This window comes from Amycolatopsis tucumanensis (assembly GCF_021654135.1).
Lineage (GTDB): Bacteria > Actinomycetota > Actinomycetes > Mycobacteriales > Pseudonocardiaceae > Amycolatopsis_E > Amycolatopsis_E tucumanensis.
In genome coordinates, this window is the sequence record NZ_JAKGSD010000029.1 from 21,723 (window position 1) to 42,284 (window position 20,562).

A 20,562-nucleotide genomic window follows, 5' to 3' on the forward strand; every position below is an offset into this window, starting at 1 on the left:
GCCGGGGCGGGGGCCCGGCACCCGTCCGGTCGACGCTGCCTTCGTGCTGCCCGCCTACTGAATCGTTACGGTCCCGCGGTGGATGTCGCCGCGGTCACGCTTGGGTTTGCGATAGTAGGAAGTCCAAGTATTTTTGAGGCATGAACGCCTCCCTTCACCGGCCCGTGCACCCGGTGCGGTTCGTCACCGCCTCGAGTCTGTTCGACGGGCACGACGCTTCGATCAACATCATGCGGCGCATCCTGCAGTCGCAGGGTGCGGAGGTCATCCACCTCGGCCACAACCGGTCGGTGGACGAGGTCGTCACGGCCGCGATCAGCGAGGACGCCCACGGCATCGCGATCAGCGCCTACCAGGGCGGCCACGTGGAGTACTTCAGCTACCTCGTCGAGCTGCTGAACGAGCGCGGCGCCGGGCACATCAAGGTGTACGGCGGCGGTGGCGGCGTCATCGTGCGCGAGGAGATCGAGCTGCTGCACTCCCGCGGGGTCGCGCGCATCTTCTCCCCGGACGACGGCCTCCAGCTGGGCCTGCCGGGCATGGTCAACCTGATGATCAAGGAGTGCGACTACGACCTGGCGGAGGTGCCCGCCGGGTCGGACGACGACCTGCTGGCCGGTGACGTGCCGTCGCTCGCGCGGTTCATCACGCAGCTGCAGGCCGGCAGCGTCGCCGAGGACCGGCTGGTCCGCGTCACGGAGGCGGCGCGCGCCCGGACGGTCCCGGTTCTGGGCATCACCGGCACCGGCGGCTCGGGCAAGTCGTCGCTGACCGACGAGCTGCTCCGGCGCTTCCGGCTGGACCAGGAGGACAAGCTGCGCATCGCGGTGCTGGCGGTCGACCCGACCCGGCGCCGCGGCGGCGGTGCGTTGCTGGGCGACCGGATCCGGATGAACGGCCTGGACGGCTCGCAGGTCTACTTCCGCTCGCTGGCGACCCGTCAGGCAGGTGGGGAGGTGCCGGAGGGCCTGGACGAGGCCGTGCTGGCGTGCAAGGCCGCGGGCTACGACCTGGTGATCGTCGAGACGCCCGGCATCGGGCAGGGTGACGCCGGCATCGTGGACCACGTCGACTACTCGCTGTACGTGATGACGCCGGAGTTCGGCGCCGCGTCGCAGCTGGAGAAGATCGACATGCTCGACTTCGCCGACGTGGTGGCGATCAACAAGTTCGAGCGCCGCGGCGCCGAGGACGCGCGCCGCGACGTGGCGCGTCAGATGGTGCGCAACCGGGAGGCGTTCGGCGTCGCTCCCGAGGACATGCCGGTGTTCGGCACCAGCGCCGCGCGCTTCAACGACGACGGCGTGACCGCGCTGTACCAGTACCTGCGCGACGCGCTGGCCGAGCGTGGCCTGTCGGTGTCGGCCGGTCAGCTGCCGAAGGTGGAGACCAAGGTGTCCACCGGGGCGACGGTGATCATCCCGGCGGCGAAGGAGCGCTACCTCGCCGACATCGCCGCCACCGTGCGCGGCTACCACGAGAAGACCCGGGACCAGGTCGCCGCCGTGCGCAAGGTCGACCAGCTGCGGGCCGCGAAGGAGGCGCTGGCCGCCGACGGCGCGGACACCGGCCCGATCGAGGCGCTGCTGGCCAAGGCGGAGTCCGAAGTGGACCCCTCGGTGGCCGGGCTGCTGGAGCGCTGGGAGGAGCTGTCCGAGTCCTACCGGCAGGAGGAGCTGGTCGTCCGCATCCGGGACAAGGAGCTGCGCACCCAGCTGTGGCGGGAAACCCTGTCCGGCAACCGGATCCCGCGCGTGGCGCTGCCGCGCTACACCGACCGCGGCGAGCTGCTGTCGTTCCTGCGCCGCGAGCACCTGCCCGGGTACTTCCCGTACACCGCGGGTGTCTTCCCGTTCAAGCGGGAGGGCGAGGACCCGGCGCGCATGTTCGCCGGCGAGGGCGACGCGTTCCGCACCAACCGCCGCTTCAAGTACCTCTCGGCCGACTCCGAGGCCAAGCGCCTGTCCACGGCGTTCGACTCGGTGACGCTGTACGGGCACGACCCGGACACGCGACCGGACATCTACGGCAAGATCGGCACCTCCGGCGTGTCCATCGCGACGCTGGACGACATGAAGGCGCTCTACGACGGCTTCGACCTGACCGCGCCGAACACGTCGGTGTCGATGACCATCAACGGTCCCGCGCCGACGATCCTGGCGTTCTTCCTGAACACCGCGATCGACCAGCGGATGGACGCCTTCCGCGCCGAGCACGGGCGCGAGCCGACGCCGTCGGAGGCCGAGGACCTGCGCGAGTGGACGCTGCGCCAGGTGCGCGGCACGGTGCAGGCCGACATCCTCAAGGAGGACCAGGGCCAGAACACCTGCATCTTCTCCACCGAGTTCAGCCTGCGCATGATGGCCGACATCCAGGAGTGGTTCATCGAGCACGGGGTGCGCAACTTCTACTCGGTGTCGATCTCCGGCTACCACATCGCCGAGGCCGGGGCGAACCCGATCTCGCAGCTGGCGTTCACGCTGGCCAACGGGTTCACCTACGTCGAGTCCTACCTTGCCCGCGGAATGCACATCGACGACTTCGCGCCGAACCTGTCGTTCTTCTTCTCCAACGGCATGGACGCCGAGTACTCGGTGCTCGGCCGGGTCGCGCGCCGCATCTGGGCGGTCGCGATGAAGGAGCGCTACGGCGCCAACGAGCGCTCGCAGAAGCTCAAGTACCACGTGCAGACCTCCGGCCGGTCGCTGCACGCGCAGGAGATGAGCTTCAACGACATCCGCACCACCCTGCAGGCGCTGTGCGCGCTGTACGACAACGCGAACTCGTTGCACACCAACGCCTACGACGAGGCGATCACCACCCCGACCGAGAACTCGGTGCGCCGTGCGATGGCCATCCAGATGATCATCAACAAGGAGTGGGGCCTGTCGAAGAACGAGAACCCGTTGCAGGGCTCGTTCATCATCGACGAGCTGACCGACCTGGTCGAGGAGGCCGTGCTCACCGAGTTCGACCGGATTGCCGAGCGCGGCGGCGTGCTGGGCGCGATGGAGACCGGCTACCAGCGCGGCCGCATCCAGGACGAGTCGATGTTGTACGAGCGGCTCAAGCACGAGGGCACGCTGCCGATCGTCGGGGTGAACACGTTCCGCAACCCCCATCCGGAGGAGGACGAGGTCGAGGTCGAGCTGGCGCGCGCGACGGAGGAGGAGAAGCAGTCGCAGCTGACGCGGCTGGCCGACTTCCAGCAGCGGCACAGCCACGACGCCGAGCAGGCCCTCAAGGCGCTCCGCGAAGCCGCCACCCGCGGCGAGAACCTGTTCGGGGTGCTGATGGACGCCGCGCGGGTGTGCTCGCTCGGCCAGATCACGGAGGCGTTCTTCGAGGTCGGCGGCCAGTACCGGCGCAACATCTAGTCAGCTGGGCAGAACTCCCCGCCGCGGTGCCCCCGCGGCGGGGAATTTTTTCATGCCTTGACAACCCCACTCGAAACCACATATAACCAAACAAAGCAACACGGCGACGGCAAGGAAGCCACATGTACGCAGAGGAGCGTCAGCAGCAGATCGTCGAGCGGGCCCGCAGCCTGGGCCGCGTCGACGTGTCGTGGCTCGCCGCGAACTTCGCGGTCACCACGGAGACCGTGCGGCGTGATCTGACGGTGCTGGAGCGCCAGGGGGTGCTGCGCCGGGTGCACGGCGGGGCCATCCCGGTCGAGCGGCTCGGGTTCGAGCCCGGCCTGGCCGACCGCGACGCGGTGATGACGGCCGAGAAGGAGCGCATCGCCAAGGCCGCTCTCGCCGAGGTGCCCGAGGAGGGCGCGATCCTGCTCGACGCGGGCACCACCACGGCCCGGCTCGCCGAGATCCTGCCTGCCGACCGGGAGCTGACGGTGGTGACCAACGCCGTGTCGGTCGTCCCGCAGCTGGCCCTCCGCCCGCAGCTCACCGTGCTGTTGCTGGGCGGCCGGGTCCGCGGCCGCACGCTCGCCGCGGTGGAGGACTGGACGCTGCGCGCGCTCGCCGACACCTTCGTCGACGTCGCGTTCGTCGGCACCAACGGCATCTCCGCCGAGCGCGGGCTCACCACGCCCGACATCGGGGAGGCGGCGGTCAAGCGGGCGATGATCCGCGCCGCCCGCCGCACGGTCGTGCTCGCCGACCACACCAAGGTCGGCAACGACTGCCTCGCCCGCTTCGGCGAGCTGTCCGAAGTGGACAAGTTCGTGACCGACACCGGGCTGGACGACGGCCTTGCGGAGGAGCTGCGCGCGGCGGGGCCGGAGGTGGTGCTGGCGTGATCGTCACCGTGATTCCCAGCCCCGACCTCGAGCACGCAGTCGACGCGGATGCGCTGCGGCGCGGGGAAGTCCTGCGCGCCGCTCCGGCCGGCCTCGGGATGGTGGCGGCGTGATCGTCACCGTCACCCCCAACCCCAGCCTCGACCACACCGTCGAGGTGGATGCCCTGCGGCGCGGGGAAGTCCTGCGCGCCGGACCGTCCAGGTTGGACCCCGGCGGCAAGGGCGTCAACGTCGCGCGGGCGCTGGCCGCGCACGGCCGCAAGACCGCCGTCGGGATGGATTCCCCCTGGCGGGCTGAAGTCCTGCGCGCCGCTCCGTCCCGCCGTCTCGCCGGGTCAGTGGAGGAGTTGCGCCCGGCCGGCCTCGGGATGGTGGCGGCGTGATCGTCACTGTCACCCCCAATCCCAGCCTCGACCACACCGTCGAGGTGGATGCCCTGCGGCGCGGGGAAGTCCTGCGCGCCGGACCGTCCAGGTTGGATCCCGGCGGCAAGGGCGTCAACGTCGCGCGGGCGCTGGCCGCGCACGGGCGCAAGACCGCGGCTGTGCTGTTCGCCGGCGGCGCCGACGGTCGGCGGCTCACCGAACTGCTCGACGAGCAGGGTGTCGCGGTCCGGCAGGTGCCCATCGGCGGCGACACCCGCACGAACATCACCCTCGCCGAGCCGGACGGCGTGGTCACCAAGCTCAACCTGCCCGGCCCGCTGTGCTCCGACGGTGACGCGGAAGCGTTGCTGCACGCGGCCCTCGGCGCGTGCGAGGACGGCACGGTCTGGCTCGCCGGTTGCGGCAGCCTGCCGCCGGGCGCGCCGCGGGACACCTACGCCCGGTTGGTCCGGCGCGGTCACGAGGCCGGGTTGCGCGTCGCGGTCGACTCGTCCGGCTCGGCGCTCGACCGGTCCCTCGCCGAGGGGCCGGACCTGGTCAAACCCAACCGGGAGGAGCTGGCCGCGTGCGCCGGGATGCCGGTGCGCACGCTCGGCGACGCCGTCGTGGCGGCCGGGGTGCTGCGGTCGCGCGGCGCCCGGACCGTCCTGGCCAGCCTCGGGCCCGACGGCGCGGTGCTCGTCGACGACGGTGCCGCCCTGCACGGGGAGGCGCCCGTGCCGGTCGCGCGCAGCACCGTCGGCGCCGGTGACGCGCTGCTCGCGGGGTTCCTCGCCGCGGGCGGCGCCGGCCGGGACGCCCTCGCCAGGGCACTGGCCTGGGGCGCCGCCGCCGCGGCGCTGCCCGGCAGCCGGATGCCCGCACCCGCCGATGTCGCCCGCATCGGCGTCACGATCCACCCTTCGGTCGACGCCGACCGAGAACTCAAGGAGTGATACCGATGGCCGAACTCATCACCGCCGATCTGGTCGACCTCGACGTCCCCGGCGCCGACCGCGCCGAGGTCACCGCCGGGCTCGCGCGACGGCTCGTCGCCGCGGGCCGGGTCACCGACCTGGACGGCTTCCTCGCCGACATCCGCAAGCGCGAGGAGCAGATGCCGACCGGCATCGAAGGCGGCATCGGCATCCCGCACGCCCGCTCGGCGTTCGTCACCGAACCGACGCTGGCCTTCGGCCGGTCCGCCGCCGGCGTCGACTTCGGCGCCTCCGACGGCCCGGCCCGCCTGATCTTCCTCATCGCCGCGCCCGAAGGCGGCGGCGAGGAGCACATGACCATCCTCGCCCAGCTCGCCCGGCGCCTCGTGCACCAGTCGTTCCGCCAGTCGCTGCTCGACGCGCCCGACGCGGACGCCGTCGTCCAGCTCGTCCGCCAGGAGGTGCTCGGACGATGAAGTTCGTGGCAGTCACGTCGTGCCCGACCGGGATCGCGCACACCTACATGGCCGCCGAGGCCCTGGAGCAGGCCGCGAAGGCCGCCGGGCACGAGATGCTCGTCGAAACCCAGGGCGCGGCCGGGTCCGCGCCGCTCGACCCCGCCCGGATCGCCGAGGCCGACGCCGTGGTCTTCGCCGCCGACGTCGACGTCCGGGACCGGGAACGGTTCGCCGGCAAGCCCACGGTCACGGCCGGGGTCAAGGCCGCCATCAACGACGGGGCCGGCTTGATCGCGCAGGCCGTCAAGGCCGCCGAGGAGGGCACGGCCCCAGCCGCGCCGTCCGCGCCCGAGCTGGCGTCCAAGGTGGACGCTTCCGCGGGGTTCGGCACCCGGTTGCGCCAGTGGCTGATGACCGGCGTGTCCTACATGATCCCCTTCGTCGCCGCGGGCGGGATCCTCATCGCACTGTCGTTCCTGATCGGCGGCCCGGAGGTCGCGGCCAAGGTCGGCGGCGGCGACTTCCAGGGCGTCACCTACCCGGGCATCGAGAACGTGTCCGACCTGATGAGCCAGGCCGGGATCGCCGGGGTGCTGTTCAAGATCGGGTCGCTGGCGTTCGAGATGCTCGTGCCGATCCTGTCCGGGTTCATCGCGTTCGGCATGGCCGACCGGCCGGGCATCGCGCCCGGCATCGTGGGCGGCCTGCTCGCCACCGCGACCGGCGCCGGGTTCCTCGGCGGTCTCGTGTCCGGTCTGCTGGCCGGCGCGGTCACGCTGGGCCTGAAGAAGCTGAAGGTGCCGCGCGGGGTGGCCGGGGTGATGCCCGTCGTGGTGATCCCGCTGGTGTCCACGCTGGTCGTCGGGTTCCTCATGGTCGTCGTGGTGGGCGAGCCGATCGCGGCCGCGCAGACCGGCCTGAGCGACTGGCTGTCCGGCCTGTCCGGCGGCAGCGCGTGGGTGCTCGGCGCCCTGCTCGGGCTGATGATGGCCTTCGACATGGGCGGCCCGGTGAACAAGGTGGCCTACACCTTCGGCCTGGCCGCGCTCGCCAGCGGCAACTACGTGATCATGGCCGCGGTGATGGCGGCAGGCATGACGCCGCCGCTGGGGCTGGCGCTGGCCACCCTGGTGCGCCGCAACCGGTTCACCCCGGCGGAGCGGCAGGCGGGCCAGGCCGGCTGGCTGCTCGGGCTGTCGTTCATCACCGAGGGCGCGATCCCGTTCGCCGCGGGCGACCCGTTCCGGATCATCCCGTCGCTGATGCTCGGCAGCGCCACCACCGGCGCGCTGGTCGCGGCCTTCGGCGCCACCTCGCCTGCCCCGCACGGCGGCATCTGGGTGGTCGGGCTCATCGGCAACCCGCTGCTGTTCCTGCTCGCCGTCGCGATCGGCACGCTCGTCACCTGCGGCTGCGTGCTGCTCGCCAAGAGCATCGGCCGCGACCGCGCGCCGGCCGCGGCCACCCCCGAAACGTCCACCCAGGCCGTCGCGGCCTGACGCCCGAGGAGAACTGCCATGCCGGAACGCCGTGTCGTCGTCGGGTCCACCGTTGGCCTGCACGCCCGTCCCGCCGCACTGTTCGTCAAGGCCGCCGCCGCGCAGCCGGTGCCGGTGAGCATCGGCAAGGACGGCGCCGACCCCGTCGACGCCCGCAGCATCCTGTCCGTGCTCGGCCTCGGCGCCCGGGGCGGGGACGAGGTCGTGCTCAGCGCCGACGGTCCGCAGGCCGAGCAGGCGCTCGACGAGCTGGCCGCGATCGTGGCGGCGAACCACGATGGGTGAGGTCGTCCTCCGCCCGGTGACCGGGATCGGCGTCAGCCCGGGCGTCGCGCACGGCCCGGTCGCCCGGCTCGCCGAACCACCGCGGCTGCCGGAGGCGGACGCGCCGGAAGCCGACGTGCCCGCCGCCGTGGAGCGGGCGCGTGCGGCGCTGGCCGAGGTGGCCGCGTTCCTCGACGAACGCTCGGCCCAGGCCGGTGGTGCGGCCGCGGACGTCCTGCTGGCGCAGTCGATGATGGTCGCCGATCCCGCGCTGGTGGACCGGATCCGGGCGCGTCTGGAGGACGGACGCGGCTTGGCGCACGCGGTCGCCGACGCGTTCGCCGGGTTCCGCGACGCGCTCACCGCGGCCGGCGGTTACCTCGCCGAGCGGGCCGCCGACGTCGACGACCTGCGGGACCGCACCGTGGCGCGGATCCTCGGCGTCCCGATGCCCGGCGTGCCCGACCCCGGTCATCCGTTCGTCCTGGTCGCACGGGACCTCGCGCCGGCCGACACCGCGGTGCTCGACGCGGACCAGGTGCGCGCGATCGTCACCGAGCTGGGCGGGCCCACCAGCCACACGGCGATCCTGGCGAAATCGCTGGGCATCCCGGCGGTCGTGGCTTGTGCCGGTGCGGCATCGCTGACCGACGGGACGCCGGTGCTCGTCCGCGGCGCGACGGGGGAGGTGGTCGTCGACCCGCCGGACTCGCTCGTCGAGGCGGCGGAGGCCGAGGCGGCCGAGCACGCTGCCGCGCTGGCGGCCTCCAGCGGCCCGGGCCGGACCGCGGACGGCGTTCCGGTGGCGTTGCTGGTGAACGTCGGGGCGGCCCGTGACCTCGCGGCCGCGGCAGCCGCCGACTCGGAGGGCGTGGGCCTGCTGCGCACCGAGTTCCTGTACCTGGACCGGGCCGACGAGCCGTCGGTCGAGGAGCAGCGCCGGAGCTACGCCGAGGTGTTCCAGGCGTTCGGCGGCCGCAAGGTCGTGGTGCGCACGCTCGACGCGGGGGCGGACAAGCCGCTCGCGTTCGTCGACCACGGCGACGAGCCCAACCCGGCGCTCGGTGTGCGCGGCCTGCGCCTGGCCCGGCGCCACCCGCGGATGCTGGCGGACCAGCTGACCGCGATCGCCGCCGCCCGCGACGCCAGCACGGCCGACGTGTGGGTGATGGCGCCGATGGTGTCCACACAGGCCGAGGCTGCGGAGTTCGCCGCCGCCGCCCGAGCGCACGGGCTCCCGGTCGCCGGGACGATGGTCGAGGTGCCCGCGGCCGCGCTGCGGACAGACGCGATCCTGGGCGCCTGCGACTTCGTCAGCATCGGCACCAACGACCTCGGCCAGCACACGTTCGCCGCCGACCGGATGGCCGGTGAACTGGCCGGCCTGCTCGACCCGTGGCAGCCCGCGCTCCTGGAGCTGGTCCGGCTGACGGGTGCGGCGGGCACCGCGGCGGGCAAACCGGTCGGTGTCTGCGGTGAGGCGGCGAGCGATCCGTTGCTGGCGCTGGTGCTGGTGGGTCTCGGGGTGACGAGCCTGTCGATGGCGCCGTCCGCGCTGCCCGCCGTCCGCCTCGCGCTCGCGGCCCACACCGCCGCCGAATGCGCGGAGCTCGCGCAGCTCGCCCTGTCCGCCCCGGACGCGGCGAGCGCCCGGGAGCGGGTCGCCGCCGCGGCCGGGGCCGGGTGAGGCCCGCGGCACACGACGCGAGCGGGAATAGCGCGCCCCGGTCCGGGAGTTACGTCGGAGCATGAAGTTCGGGATCTCGACGTTCGTCACCGACGAAGGCATCCGGCCGGGCGCGCTCGGCCGCGCGCTGGAGGAGCGCGGGTTCGATTCACTGCTGCTCGCCGAGCATTCGCACATCCCGGTCAGCCGGGAAAGCCCCTATCCGGGCGGCGGTGAGCTGCCCCGCGTCTACTACCGCACGCTGGACCCGTTCGTGGCGCTGACCGCGGCCGCGGCGGAGACCCGCGACCTGCTGCTCTTCACCGGTGTCGCCCTGCTGGTGCAGCGCGACGTCATCCACACCGCCAAGGAGGTCGCGAGCCTCGACCTGCTCTCCGGCGGCCGCGTCGCCTTCGGTGTCGGCGTGGGCTGGAACCGCGAGGAGATGCGCAACCACGGCACCGAGCCGCGCACCCGCGGCGCCCTGATCGACGAGCAGATCCAGGCGCTCAAGGCGATCTGGACGCAGGACGAGGCCGAGTTCCACGGCAAGCACGTCGACTTCGACCCGATCTGGCAGTGGCCCAAGCCGGTGCAGCGCCCGCACCCGCCGATCTACGTGGGCGGTGAGAGCGAGGCCGCGCTCACCCGGCTCCTCAACCACGCCGACGGCTGGATGCCGCGGTCGCACACGCCACCGGAGGAGATCAAGCGCGTCCGCGCCTGGCTGGCCGAGCAGGGCCGCCCCGACGTCCCGTTCACCGTCTTCGGCGCCGGCCGCAGCGAGGAGGCGCTGGCCGGGTACGCCGAGGCCGGGGTGGAGCGCGTGACGTTCATGCTCGGCACCCGCCCCGAATCGGAGACGCTCACCAAGCTGGACGAGCTCGCCGCCCTCGCGGAGGGCTACCGGTGAAACTGGGGATTTCGACGTTCGTCACCGACGAGACCGCCCGGCCGGACGTCCTGGCGAAGGCGGTCGAGGACCGCGGGTTCGACGCCCTGTTCGTCGCGGAGCACTCGCACATCCCGGTCAGCCGGGAGACCGCGTACCCGGCCGGCGGCGAGATGGCGCGGGCCTACTACCGCGCGCTCGACCCGTTCGTCGCGCTGACCGCGGCGGCCGCCGCGACCACGACGCTCAAGCTGGGCACCGGCATCACCCTGCTGATCCAGCGGGACGTCCTGCACACCGCGAAGTCCGTGGCGAGCCTCGACCTGTTGTCCGGCGGGCGTTTCCTGTTCGGCGTGGGCGTCGGCTGGAACCGCGAGGAGATGCGCAACCACGGCACGGACCCGCGCACCCGCGGCGCGCTGCTGGACGAGCAGATCCAGGCACTCCGGACATTGTGGACGAACGACGAGGCCGAGTTCCACGGCGTGCACGTGGATTTCGACCCGGTGTTCCAGTGGCCCAAGCCCGCGCGTGAGGTGCCGGTCTACATCGGCGGCAACAGCACCGCGGCGCTGGACCGCGCGAAGCGGCTGGAAGCGGGCTGGCTGCCCAACGCCCTGCGCGATCCGGAAGCGGCCGCGGCGCAGGTGGCGCAGGCCGGATCGGTTCCGGTGACCGCGACGTCCGCGCCGCCGGACCCGGCGCTGCTCGACGCCTACGCCGAGGCCGGAGCCGAGCGCGTCACGCTGGGCCTGCCCGCCGCGTCGGAGGGCGACACCCTGCGCAGGCTGGACGCGCTGGCCGCGCTCGTGCCGCGCGTCAGCTGACCAGCGGCAGCAGGGCTGCGGTGCCGGCGGTGAGCGCCATCGGCAGGGTGCGGTAGTAGCGGGACGGCGCCGCGATCAGGACGACCACGACGTACCTGGCGTCGGCGCCGAGCAGGCCCGTCGTGTTGTACACCGCCTCCGAACCGCTGGTGCCCCAGCCCTGCTTGATCGCCCACGTCGTGCCGGGAAGCCCGTCCGGGATCCCGAAGTACTGGTCCGTGCCGTCCGAGCCGTGTTCGGAGGCGTGGTACATCGCGTCGTAGAGCAGGTCGCGGCTGGCCTGCGGCAGCTCGTCCTCGATGTAGTTGTAGACCTTGACCACGTCCGCGGCGGTGATCTTCGTCGATCCCCACTGGCCTGCCGACGACGGCGGCTCGGTGCCGGTCAGCCCGATCAGCTTGGCCATGCGGGTCACGATGCCGGTGCCGCCGTGGGCGACCCACAGGCTGCTGGCGATGCCGTCGTCGCTGGCGGTGATCATCCTGGTCAGCTGGGTCTGCGTGCTGCCCGACGGCAGGGCCCAGCCGCTCGCCCGCAGCACGTCCAGCGCGATCAACAGCTTGACCACGGACATCGAGTAGAACTGCCGGTCGGCGTTGAGCTGCGTCAGGACGACGCCGGTCTGCCGGTCGTACACCTCGACCCCGACCTCGGCGCTCGCCACTCTCGCCTGCGCGAGGTCCTGGACCCGCCTGGCGACGGTGTCGTCCTCCGCCGGCTCCGACTCCGGCGGGATGTCCCCGGCGGGCGCCGGGTCGGCCTGGGTGGCCGGCGGCGTCGACGGCTCCGGGGTGGTCGTCGACGTCACCGGGGCGCTCACCTGCACGACCGGGCTCGCCGAGGACGCCCGCGGCTGGTGCTGGACCGTGAAGATCAGCATGGTCACGGCGCCGAACACCGCGGCCGGGAGCACGACCTTGCCGGCCGTCCTGCTTCTCATGACCACACAAACGCGGCCATGATCGCGACTTGTTGCAGCCGGATCCCGGATTCCGGTGTTCTACAGGGAATTCACAGCGGGCTGCCAGGGAGTTCCCAACTACCGCGACGGATCGCGACCGATCGGTGTCAGCGCGTGTTGTTGTCCAGCAGCAGGTGCACCGACAGCTCCAGCCGGTTGGCGACGTCGGCGGCGGACGCGCGGCGGGTGACCCACGCGACCAGGTTCGCCATCCACACGTCGGCGATGAGGTGGAAGACCGCGCGGTCGTGCTCGGTCGGCTCCTCGATGCCCATGGCGCGCGCGAACATGCTCTCCAGCAGCCTGCCGACCTGCTCGACCTCGGCGGCGGCCGTGGTGTCGGCGAACATGAACGCCCGGACCATCGCCTCGGTCAGGTGCGGGTCGCGCTGCATCAGCCGGGTGTTGCGGCTGAGCACGAAGATGAGCCGCTCGCTCGGCGTGTCGCCCGGGATGCTCGTCCGCTGCAGCTTCTCGTGCGCGCGCTCGAACTCCCTGGCCAGGCCGGAGACCAGCAGGTGGATCTTCGACGGGAAGTAGCGGTAGAGGGTGCCCAGCGCGACGTCGGCCTTCTCGGCCACGGCCCGCATCTGGACGGCGTCGTACCCGCCCTTGGACGCCAGCGCCAGGGTCGCGTCGATGATGCGCCGTCGCCGGTCCCGCTGCGCGGCGGAACCGAGCTCGTCGCTGGACAACGCGCTCATCCCGTTCTTCGGTTGGGTGGACGTCTTCGCTTTGGCGGCCATCGGCACCTGCTCCGGAACTTGTTTCAGTTTCACCTCACAGCTTACCGGCCCGCCTCCTGATCTCGCGCATCGAGTGGATCTCGCCACAAAACTGAAACACGTTCTATAGTGAGCCGCATGTCAGTCCTCACCGCGGAGCAGCGCGAGCTCGCCGGGACGATCCGCTCCGGCGCCAGGAGCCGGGACGACCTGACCGCCATCGGCGTGTTCGGCATCGGGGTGCCGGAGGACCTGGGCGGCGCGGGCGGGACGGTCGCCGACGCCGCCGTGGCCGTCGAGGAGGCCGCGGCCGCGCTCGTGCCGGGGCCGGTGCTCGGGACCGTGCTGGCGGCGCTGGTGCTGGGGCGACGCGGCGGGTCTCCGGCGGCGAAGGAGCTGCTCCCGGCGTTCGCGGACGGCTCCGCGAGCGCGGGCGTGGCGTTGTCGCCGGACGGGCCGGTGCTCGACGCGGACGCCACCCACCTGCTGGTGGCCGACGGCGACACGTGGAGCGTGCGGGAGCGGGGCGCGGAAGCCGTCGAGTCGTTCGACCTGTCCCGCTCGTTCGGGCGGGTGCCAGACGGTGACGGCACCGTGTTCGAGGGCGCCGAGCTGGGGGTTTTCGCGGCGACGCTGGCCGCGGCGGAGGCGGCCGGGATCGCGCGCTGGTGCGTGGCGACGGCGTCGGAGCACGCGAAGGTGCGGGAGCAGTTCGGCCGGCCGATCGGGTCGTTCCAGGCGGTCAAGCACCTGTGCGCGGAGATGCTGTGCCGGGCCGAGCTGGCCGGGGCGCTGGCGTGGGACGCGGCCCGGGCTGCCGGCGAGTCGCCGGAGCAGCACGAGTTCGCCGCGTCGGTGGCGGCCGCCGGGGCGCTGGACGCGGCGGTGGACACCGCGAAGGACTGCATCCAGGTCCTCGGCGGGATCGGGTTCACCTGGGAGCACGACGCGCACCGGTACCTGCGCCGCGCGGTGGCGTTGCGGCAGTGGCTGGGCGGTTCGGCCGCGTGGCGCCGTTCGGCGGCTTCGCTCGCCCTGGCCGGGGTGCGGCGGGAGCTGGGGGTCGACCTGTCGGAGCACTTCGACCCGACCGTGCGTGCGACGGTGGCGGAGATCGCCGCGCTGCCCGAGGGGGAACGTCGCGAGCGGCTGGCGACGAGTGGCTACCTGATGCCGCACTGGCCCGCGCCCTACGGGCTGGACGCGACGCCGGCGCGGCAACTGGTCATCGATGCCGAACTGGCGCGCGCGGGGGTGACGCGGCCCGATCTGGTGATCGGCGCCTGGGCGGTGCCGACCATCCTGGAGCACGGCACGGACGAGCAGCGGCAGCGGTTCGTGATGCCGACACTGCGTGGTGAGCTGACCTGGTGCCAGTTGTTCAGCGAGCCAGGGGCCGGCTCCGACCTGGCTTCGCTGCGGACGCGGGCGACCGAAGTGGACGGTGGGTTCGTGTTGTCCGGGCAGAAGGTCTGGACGTCGCTCGCGCAGGAGGCGGACTGGGCCATCTGCCTCGCGCGCACCGATCCGGACGCGCCCAAGCACCAGGGCATCACGTACTTCCTGGTCGACATGTCGTCACCCGGGATCGACGTCCGCCCGCTGCGCGAGATCACCGGGGTGGAGCGGTTCAACGAGGTCTTCCTCGACGACGTGTTCGTGCCGTCGGCGAACGTGGTCGGCGAGGTGAACGGCGGCTGGCGCCTGGCACGGACGACGCTGGCGAACGAACGCGTGGCGATGAGCGGCGGCTCGTCGGTGGGGGAGGCGGTGGAGTCGCTGCTGGCGGCGGTGCGTGAGCCGGATCCGGCGGTGCTGGAACGGCTCGGTGCGCTGGTGGCCGAGGGTTCGGCGTGCGCTCTGCTCGACCTGCGGTCGACGCTGCGGCGCCTGGCCGGGCAGGACCCGGGGGCGGAGGCGAGCGTGCGGAAGCTGATCGGCGTGCGGCACCGGCAGGCCGCGGCGGAGGCGGCGCTGGAGCTGCTCGGGCCGCCGGGTGTCCTGGTGACCGACGAGACGGCGGCGGCGCAACACGAGTTCCTGCTGACGCGCTGCCTGAGCATCGCCGGCGGCACGACGCAGATCCTGCTGTCGGTGGCGGCGGAACGCCTGCTGGGGCTGCCGCGCTCCTGAAACTGTCGGTGGTCCCGCCTAGGGTGATCACCGTGGAGTGGACCGAGACGACCAGGGCGATCTTCGTGCCCTCGGACCCGCCCCGGGACGGCGTGCTCGCCGTCTGGGGCGACGAGCCGGGGCCGACGCCGGTCGAGCTCGTGCTGCCCGCCGGTGCCGGGAAGTCCTTCCGCCGCGCCAAGGTGGACGCGCACGTCCTCCCGCTGGCCGACGCCATCCCGCGCCTGCTCGCCGTCACCGATGCCGGCCCGTCGCTGGCCGCCTGGTCCGCCGCCGTCTCCGCGGGGGTGGACCTCGTCGAGCGCGGCCGGTTCCGATCCGCCGGGGCACCGTCCGAAGTGGACTCCTGGCGCGCCGGGCCGCTCGACGCCGCCGACGAGGACCTCCTGCGCGACCTGGCCGCCGCGCTGCCGCCTGAGGCGCACGCCCTCCCGCTGTCCGGCCTCAAACGCATCCGGCTGCACTCGCCGGAAACGCTCGTCCGCGCGCTGTGGGACGCCACCGCCGACGTGCTCGTCCGCGGTCCCGCCGACGGGCTCGGCGCGCAGCTCCAGCTCCGCGTCGAGGTGCGCGAGACCGACGACGGCTTCGCGTTCGCCGGAGTCGTCGCCCTGCGCAGTTCCGCCGACCCCAGCCTGGTCGTCGACGTGGCGTCGTTGTGGAACGCGCCGAGCGCTGTCCGGTCCCGTTTCGGCGAGCAGGTCGAGGCCCAGCTGCTCGTCGGTCTCCGGCGCGGCGCCCGCGCCTGGGCCCCGCTCGGCCGCGTGCTCGGGGCCTCCGGCGAGCTGCTCCTGGACGATGACGAAGTCGTCGAACTGCTCGACGGCGGGTCCGCGGCGCTCGCCGCCGCCGGGGTCGAGGTGCTGTGGCCGCGCGGCATGGCAGGCGAACCGGTGCGGGCCAAGGCGAGCGTCACGCCGTCCCCGGGTAGCGAGGGCGGCGGCGTGTTCCGGCTGACCGACCTGCTGCGGTTCCGCTGGCAGCTCAGCCTGGGCGGCGAAACCCTCACCGAGGCCGAGGTCGCCGCGCTGGCCGAGGCCAAGCGGCCGCTGGTGCGGCTGCGCGGGCAGTGGGTGCGCGCCGACCCGTTCCTGTCCGCCCGCCTGCGCCGGGCGGGCCGCAGCGTGACGGGCGCGCAGGCACTGGCCGCGGCCCTCACCGGCGAGCTGGAGGTCGACGACGAGCAGCTGGCCTTCGCCGCCCCGCCCGCGCTCGACGGTCTCGTGGAGCGGCTGCGTGCCCCCGCCGGTCCGGTCGATCCGGCCACCGACCTGCAGGCCACGCTGCGGCCCTACCAGCGCGCGGGGTTGTCCTGGCTGGCCCGGATGACCGAGCTGGGGCTCGGCGGGATCCTCGCCGACGACATGGGCCTCGGCAAGACGATCCAGCTCATCGCGTTGCACCTGCACCGCCGGACGCTGCAGGCCGGGCCGACACTGGTGCTGTGCCCGACCTCGCTGCTGGGCAACTGGGAGCGCGAGTTCGCCCGGTTCGCGCCGAAGGTGCCGGTGCGGCGCTTCCACGGCGGGCGTCGGCACCTGGACGACCTGGAGCCGGACGAGGTCGTGCTCGCCACGTACGGGGTGCTGCGCCGCGACCGGGCCACGCTGTCCGAAGTGGACTGGGGGCTGGTCGCGGCGGACGAGGCGCAGCACGTCAAGAACCCGCTGTCGGTCACGGCCAGGGAACTGCGCCGGATCCCGGCCGCGGCGCGGGTCGCGCTGACCGGGACGCCGGTGGAGAACCGGCTCACCGAGCTGTGGTCGATCCTGGACTGGACGACGCCCGGCCTGCTCGGCACGCTCGACCACTTCCGACGCACGATCGCGCGCCCGGTCGAACGTGACCGCGACGCCGGCAGCGTCGAGCGCCTCGCGGCGACGGTGCGGCCGTTCCTGTTGCGGCGGCGCAAGACCGACCCGGACATCGCGCCGGAACTGCCCAGCAAGACCGAGACCGACCGGTACGTGCCGCTGACCGCCGAGCAGGCCACCCTGTACGAGGCGGTGGTGCGGGAGAACCTGGCGAAGATCCGCGAGTCGCGGGGCGTGCAGCGGCGCGGGCAGGTGCTCAAGCTGCTCACCGAGCTGAAGCAGATCTGCAACCACCCGGCGCAGTACCTCAAGGAGAGCGGGCCGGTCGCCGGGCGGTCGGGCAAGCTCGCCGCGTTCGAGGAGCTGCTGGACGTGATCCTGGACGAGGGCGAGAGCGTGCTGGTGTTCAGCCAGTACGTGCAGCTGTGCCGGCTGCTGGAAACGCGGCTGACCGAGCGGGGGCTGCCGGTGCAGCTGCTGTCCGGCGCCGACCCGGCGCGGCAGCGGGACGAGATGGTGACGCGGTTCCAGCGCGGTGACGCGCCGGTGTTCCTGCTGTCGCTCAAGGCCGGGGGCGTGGGGCTGAACCTCACCCGCGCCACCCACGTCATCCACTACGACCGGTGGTGGAACCCGGCGGTCGAGGACCAGGCGACCGACCGCGCGCACCGGATCGGGCAGGACCGGCCGGTGCAGGTCCACCGGCTCATCGCGGAGGGCACGCTGGAGGAACGGATCGCCACGGTGCTCGCCGAGAAGCGCGGCCTGGCCGAAGCCGTGGTCGGCGCGGGGGAGGACTGGATCACCGACCTGACCGACGACGAACTGACGGCGCTCGTGCAACTGGGACAGCCAGGATGACGGGCGAGCGCGGGGGAGGGGAGCACACCGGAGGGAGCCCGGGGAGCAGGTGAGCGAGGGCATGGGCTCGGTCACCTGGGGCCCGTGCGAGGCGGTGGGCCGGCCACTCGCGCCGATTCGCCGTTGGCCGACGCCGGGCGAGATTTCCGCGGGGCCGGGGCCTCACCCGCGCTGGTCGCGCAGCCAGCGGAGGTACGTCCAGTCCAGGAAGCGCTCCACGCCGCGCACCACGTGCGCCGACCGGATCGACGGGAACACGTCGAACGCGTGCTGCGCGCCCGGCAGCTCGGCGTACGCCACCGGCTGCTCGGACGTCTCCCGCAGGCGGCGGACGAACTCCCGCGCCTCGCGGACCGGCACCAGCGAGTCGTGCGCCCCGTGGATCACGAAGAACGGCGGCGCCTTCTCGGTGATCCGGTCCAGCGGCGACGCGGCGATGTAGTCGTCCAGGAACCGCACCGGGTCCTTGCCCACCACGTACCGCGCCAGCAGCCCGTGCAGCCGCTGCTTGCTCGCCGTCGAACCGCTCGTCGCGGCGAAGTCGTACACGCCGTAGTGCGGGGCGCACGCCTGCACGGACGTGTCGGCGTCGGCGAAACCCGGCTGCAGGCCGGCGTCGTTCGGGGTCAGCGCCAGCAGCGCCGCCAGGTGACCGCCCGCCGAACCACCCGTCGCGGCCAGGAACGACGAGTCACCCCCGTACTCATGGATGTGCTCGCGAATCCACGCCACCGCCCGCTTCACGCCGACGATGTGGTCCGGCCAGTGCGCCTTGGGCGACAGCGGGTAGTTCACCGCAACGCACACCCACCCGCGCTGCGCCATGTGCAGCATCAGCGGGATGCCCTGGTGGTCCTTGCTGTCGATCATCCACGCGCCACCGTGGATCTGCAGCAGCACCGGCCGCCCCTCGACCGGCTCCCGCGGCCGGTAGATGTCCATCAGGAACCGCTTGCCGCCCGGCGCGTACGCCAGGTTGCGGTCCCGTCGCACGTCCGGGTTGCGCATCCGGAACGGCAGCACCAGCTGACCCCACGGCGTCGCCAGGTCCTTCGCGTCCGGCGGCCGCGACAGGTCCGCCACGTACTTCGGCCCGAGCGCCTCGGCCAGCGCGTCCTCGACCGCGCCCCGCGCCCGCTGCGACGTGACGATCAGCGACCCCAGCCCGGCGGCCGACGCCGCGGCCAGGCCGAGGCCGACCCGGTCTTGCACGGACCGCGCCCCGTGCCGCGCCAGGTGCGCCGCCGTGTCGGCCGCGGTCAGGGCGAGCAGGTGCGGCGCCAGCTCACTGGTCAGCCACCCCGCGAAGAACGCGGGCACCGAGGCGCGCACCCCCGGCACCGGGCGAAGGGCGTTCGCGGTCAGGGCGAGCTGGACCGCCCGGCGGGTGAGGAATCGGGGTCGCATACCCCGTGATCGTAGTCAGTTTCGCCTACCCTGGGAGGGTGCGACCGCTGTCTGGACTCGACGCCAGTTTCCTGTACCTGGAAACGTCTTCGCAGGTGCTGCACGTGTGCGGGCTGCTCACCCTGGACGGATCGACCATACCGGGCGGATATCGCTTCCCCGAGTTCAAGCGGCGGCTCGCCGAGCGCATCGCCGCGATCCCGGAGTTCCGCCGGAAACTGCACAATTCGCCGCTGAACTTCCTGCACCCGGTGTGGGTGGAGGACGAGGCGTTCGACATCGACCACCACCTGCACCGCGTCGCCGTGCCCGCGCCGGGCGACCGCGAGACGCTGGCCGAGCTGTGCGCCCACTTCGCCGGCCAGCCGCTCAACCGCGGCCGCCCGCTGTGGGAGCTGTACGTGATCGAGGGGCTGCCCGGCGACGGTGTCGCGGTGATGTTCAAGATGCACCACGCGACCGTCGACGGCGTCGGCGGCGCGAACCTGATCGCCTACCTGGCAGGCACCGAACCGGGTGAACTTCCGCCGCTGCCCGAGCCCGAACCCAACCTCGCGCCGCCCTCGCACCTCGAACTGCTCAAGACCAGCGTCGGCGAGCTGGCGCGGCGGCCGGTGGAGCTGGCGAAGCTGCTGCCCGGCCTGGCGAGCATGGCGCCCCGCTGGGTCGGCCGCGCCCTGCGCCGCCAGGGCATGCCGGTGCCGTTCACCGCGCCGCGCACCTCGTTCAACTCCACCATCTCCAGCGTCCGCGCCATCGCCTACAGCACGGTCGAGCTGGACGACGTCAAGACCGTGAAGAACGCCTTCGGGGTGAAGGTGAACGACGTCGTCCTGGCGTTGTGCGCGGGCGCGCTGCGCCGCTACCTGGACGCGCGCGGCGAGCTGCCGAAGGACCCGCTGGTGGCGACCGTCCCGGTGTCGACGCTGGACCGCACCAGCCAGGAGGGCGACAGCAACAACAAGGTGTCCGCGTTCTTCGCGACCCTGCCCACCCACCTGCCGGAGGCCGCCGCCCGGGTCTACGCGGTCGCGGAGAGCAACCGGCAGGCCAAGGAGCACCACCACGAGATCGACGCGGACATGCTGCAGGACTGGGCCCAGTTCGCCGCGCCCGGCCTGTTCGGGCTCGCGGTGCGCGCCTACGCGGCGCTGCGGCTGGCCGACAAACACCCGGTGGTGCACAACCTGGTCGTCTCCAACGTGCCCGGCCCGCCGGTGCCGCTGTACTTCGTCGGCGCGCGGGTGACGGCCTTCTACCCGCTCGGCCCGGTGTTCCACGGCGCCGGGCTGAACGTGACCGTGCTGTCCTACGCCGGCAAGGTCGACATCGGGCTCCTCGCAGCGCGAGAACTCGTTCCAGATCTTTGGGCGCTGGCCGACGCGATGCGGGACGAGATGAAGGAACTGCTGGACGCGGCCTCGGCCCTTGCCTGAACGCGACTCCTCGGCTAAGACTAGAACAGGTTTCAGTCTTGTAGCCGAGGAGC

General features: G+C 72.8%; 15 protein-coding genes and 1 pseudogene. 13 read left to right on the forward strand and 3 right to left on the reverse strand.

Going from position 1 to position 20,562, the window contains the following annotated elements:
• Positions 1-140 precede the first annotated feature (140 nt).
• The 10 genes and pseudogenes from icmF (at position 141) to L2C96_RS25870 (ending at position 11,172) form a co-directional block, all read left to right on the forward strand.
• Positions 141-3,377: a fused isobutyryl-CoA mutase/GTPase IcmF gene (gene icmF / locus L2C96_RS25825; protein WP_237338099.1), complete on the forward strand. Its 3,237-nt coding sequence runs from the start codon at positions 141-143 to the stop codon at positions 3,375-3,377.
• Between the two features lie 122 nt (positions 3,378-3,499).
• Positions 3,500-4,261 (forward strand): DeoR/GlpR family DNA-binding transcription regulator, encoded by a 762-nt coding sequence (locus L2C96_RS25830; protein WP_237338100.1) that lies wholly within the window; start codon positions 3,500-3,502, stop codon positions 4,259-4,261.
• A gap of 109 nt (positions 4,262-4,370) precedes the next feature.
• Positions 4,371-4,529: pseudogene (locus L2C96_RS25835) on the forward strand (1-phosphofructokinase); the annotation flags it as partial.
• A gap of 113 nt (positions 4,530-4,642) precedes the next feature.
• Complete coding sequence (gene pfkB, locus L2C96_RS25840; protein ID WP_237338101.1) at positions 4,643-5,584, forward strand: 1-phosphofructokinase; 942 nt, start codon at positions 4,643-4,645, stop codon at positions 5,582-5,584.
• Positions 5,585-5,589: 5 nt separating this feature from the next.
• Complete coding sequence (locus tag L2C96_RS25845; RefSeq protein WP_020418803.1) at positions 5,590-6,042, forward strand: PTS sugar transporter subunit IIA; 453 nt, start codon at positions 5,590-5,592, stop codon at positions 6,040-6,042.
• Complete coding sequence (locus tag L2C96_RS25850; protein WP_237338102.1) at positions 6,039-7,523, forward strand: PTS fructose transporter subunit IIC; 1,485 nt, start codon at positions 6,039-6,041, stop codon at positions 7,521-7,523. The genes L2C96_RS25845 and L2C96_RS25850 overlap by 4 nt, the downstream gene beginning before the upstream one ends.
• An 18-nt stretch (positions 7,524-7,541) precedes the next feature.
• Positions 7,542-7,808 carry an HPr family phosphocarrier protein gene (locus L2C96_RS25855; protein ID WP_017983790.1) on the forward strand — a complete coding sequence of 89 codons (267 nt, stop codon included), beginning with the start codon at positions 7,542-7,544 and terminating at the stop codon, positions 7,806-7,808.
• Entirely contained in the window at positions 7,801-9,474 is a 1,674-nt protein-coding gene (ptsP, locus tag L2C96_RS25860; protein ID WP_237338103.1) for a phosphoenolpyruvate--protein phosphotransferase, read from the forward strand. Before L2C96_RS25855 ends, ptsP begins: the two co-directional genes overlap by 8 nt.
• Positions 9,475-9,535: 61 nt before the next feature.
• Positions 9,536-10,366: an LLM class F420-dependent oxidoreductase gene (locus L2C96_RS25865; RefSeq protein ID WP_020418800.1), complete on the forward strand. Its 831-nt coding sequence runs from the start codon at positions 9,536-9,538 to the stop codon at positions 10,364-10,366.
• Entirely contained in the window at positions 10,363-11,172 is an 810-nt protein-coding gene (locus L2C96_RS25870) for an LLM class F420-dependent oxidoreductase (RefSeq protein WP_237338104.1), read from the forward strand. The genes L2C96_RS25865 and L2C96_RS25870 overlap by 4 nt, the downstream gene beginning before the upstream one ends.
• Here the strand turns inward: L2C96_RS25870 and L2C96_RS25875 are convergent.
• Positions 11,165-12,112, reverse strand: coding sequence for a serine hydrolase (locus L2C96_RS25875; protein ID WP_237338105.1), 948 nt, complete (start codon positions 12,110-12,112; stop codon positions 11,165-11,167). The two genes, L2C96_RS25870 and L2C96_RS25875, sit on opposite strands and share 8 nt — an antisense overlap.
• A gap of 128 nt (positions 12,113-12,240) precedes the next feature.
• On the reverse strand, positions 12,241-12,879 hold the full coding sequence (kstR, locus tag L2C96_RS25880) for a cholesterol catabolism transcriptional regulator KstR (RefSeq protein WP_020418797.1): 639 nt from the start codon (positions 12,877-12,879) through the stop codon (positions 12,241-12,243).
• Positions 12,880-12,996: 117 nt separating this feature from the next.
• Here kstR and L2C96_RS25885 point away from each other — a divergent pair, with 117 nt between their 5' ends.
• Positions 12,997-14,991, forward strand: a complete 1,995-nt coding sequence (locus L2C96_RS25885; protein WP_237338106.1) for an acyl-CoA dehydrogenase family protein — start codon at positions 12,997-12,999, stop codon at positions 14,989-14,991.
• 23 nt (positions 14,992-15,014) lie between these two features.
• Positions 15,015-17,666, forward strand: a complete 2,652-nt coding sequence (locus L2C96_RS25890; protein WP_237338107.1) for a DEAD/DEAH box helicase — start codon at positions 15,015-15,017, stop codon at positions 17,664-17,666.
• A gap of 162 nt (positions 17,667-17,828) precedes the next feature.
• Here L2C96_RS25890 and L2C96_RS25895 read toward each other — a convergent pair whose 3' ends face one another.
• Positions 17,829-19,073: an alpha/beta hydrolase gene (locus L2C96_RS25895; RefSeq protein WP_237338108.1), complete on the reverse strand. Its 1,245-nt coding sequence runs from the start codon at positions 19,071-19,073 to the stop codon at positions 17,829-17,831.
• Positions 19,074-19,111: 38 nt separating this feature from the next.
• Between L2C96_RS25895 and L2C96_RS25900 the strand changes: the two genes are divergently transcribed.
• Positions 19,112-20,509 (forward strand): WS/DGAT/MGAT family O-acyltransferase, encoded by a 1,398-nt coding sequence (locus L2C96_RS25900; RefSeq protein ID WP_027935986.1) that lies wholly within the window; start codon positions 19,112-19,114, stop codon positions 20,507-20,509.
• Positions 20,510-20,562 lie beyond the last annotated feature (53 nt).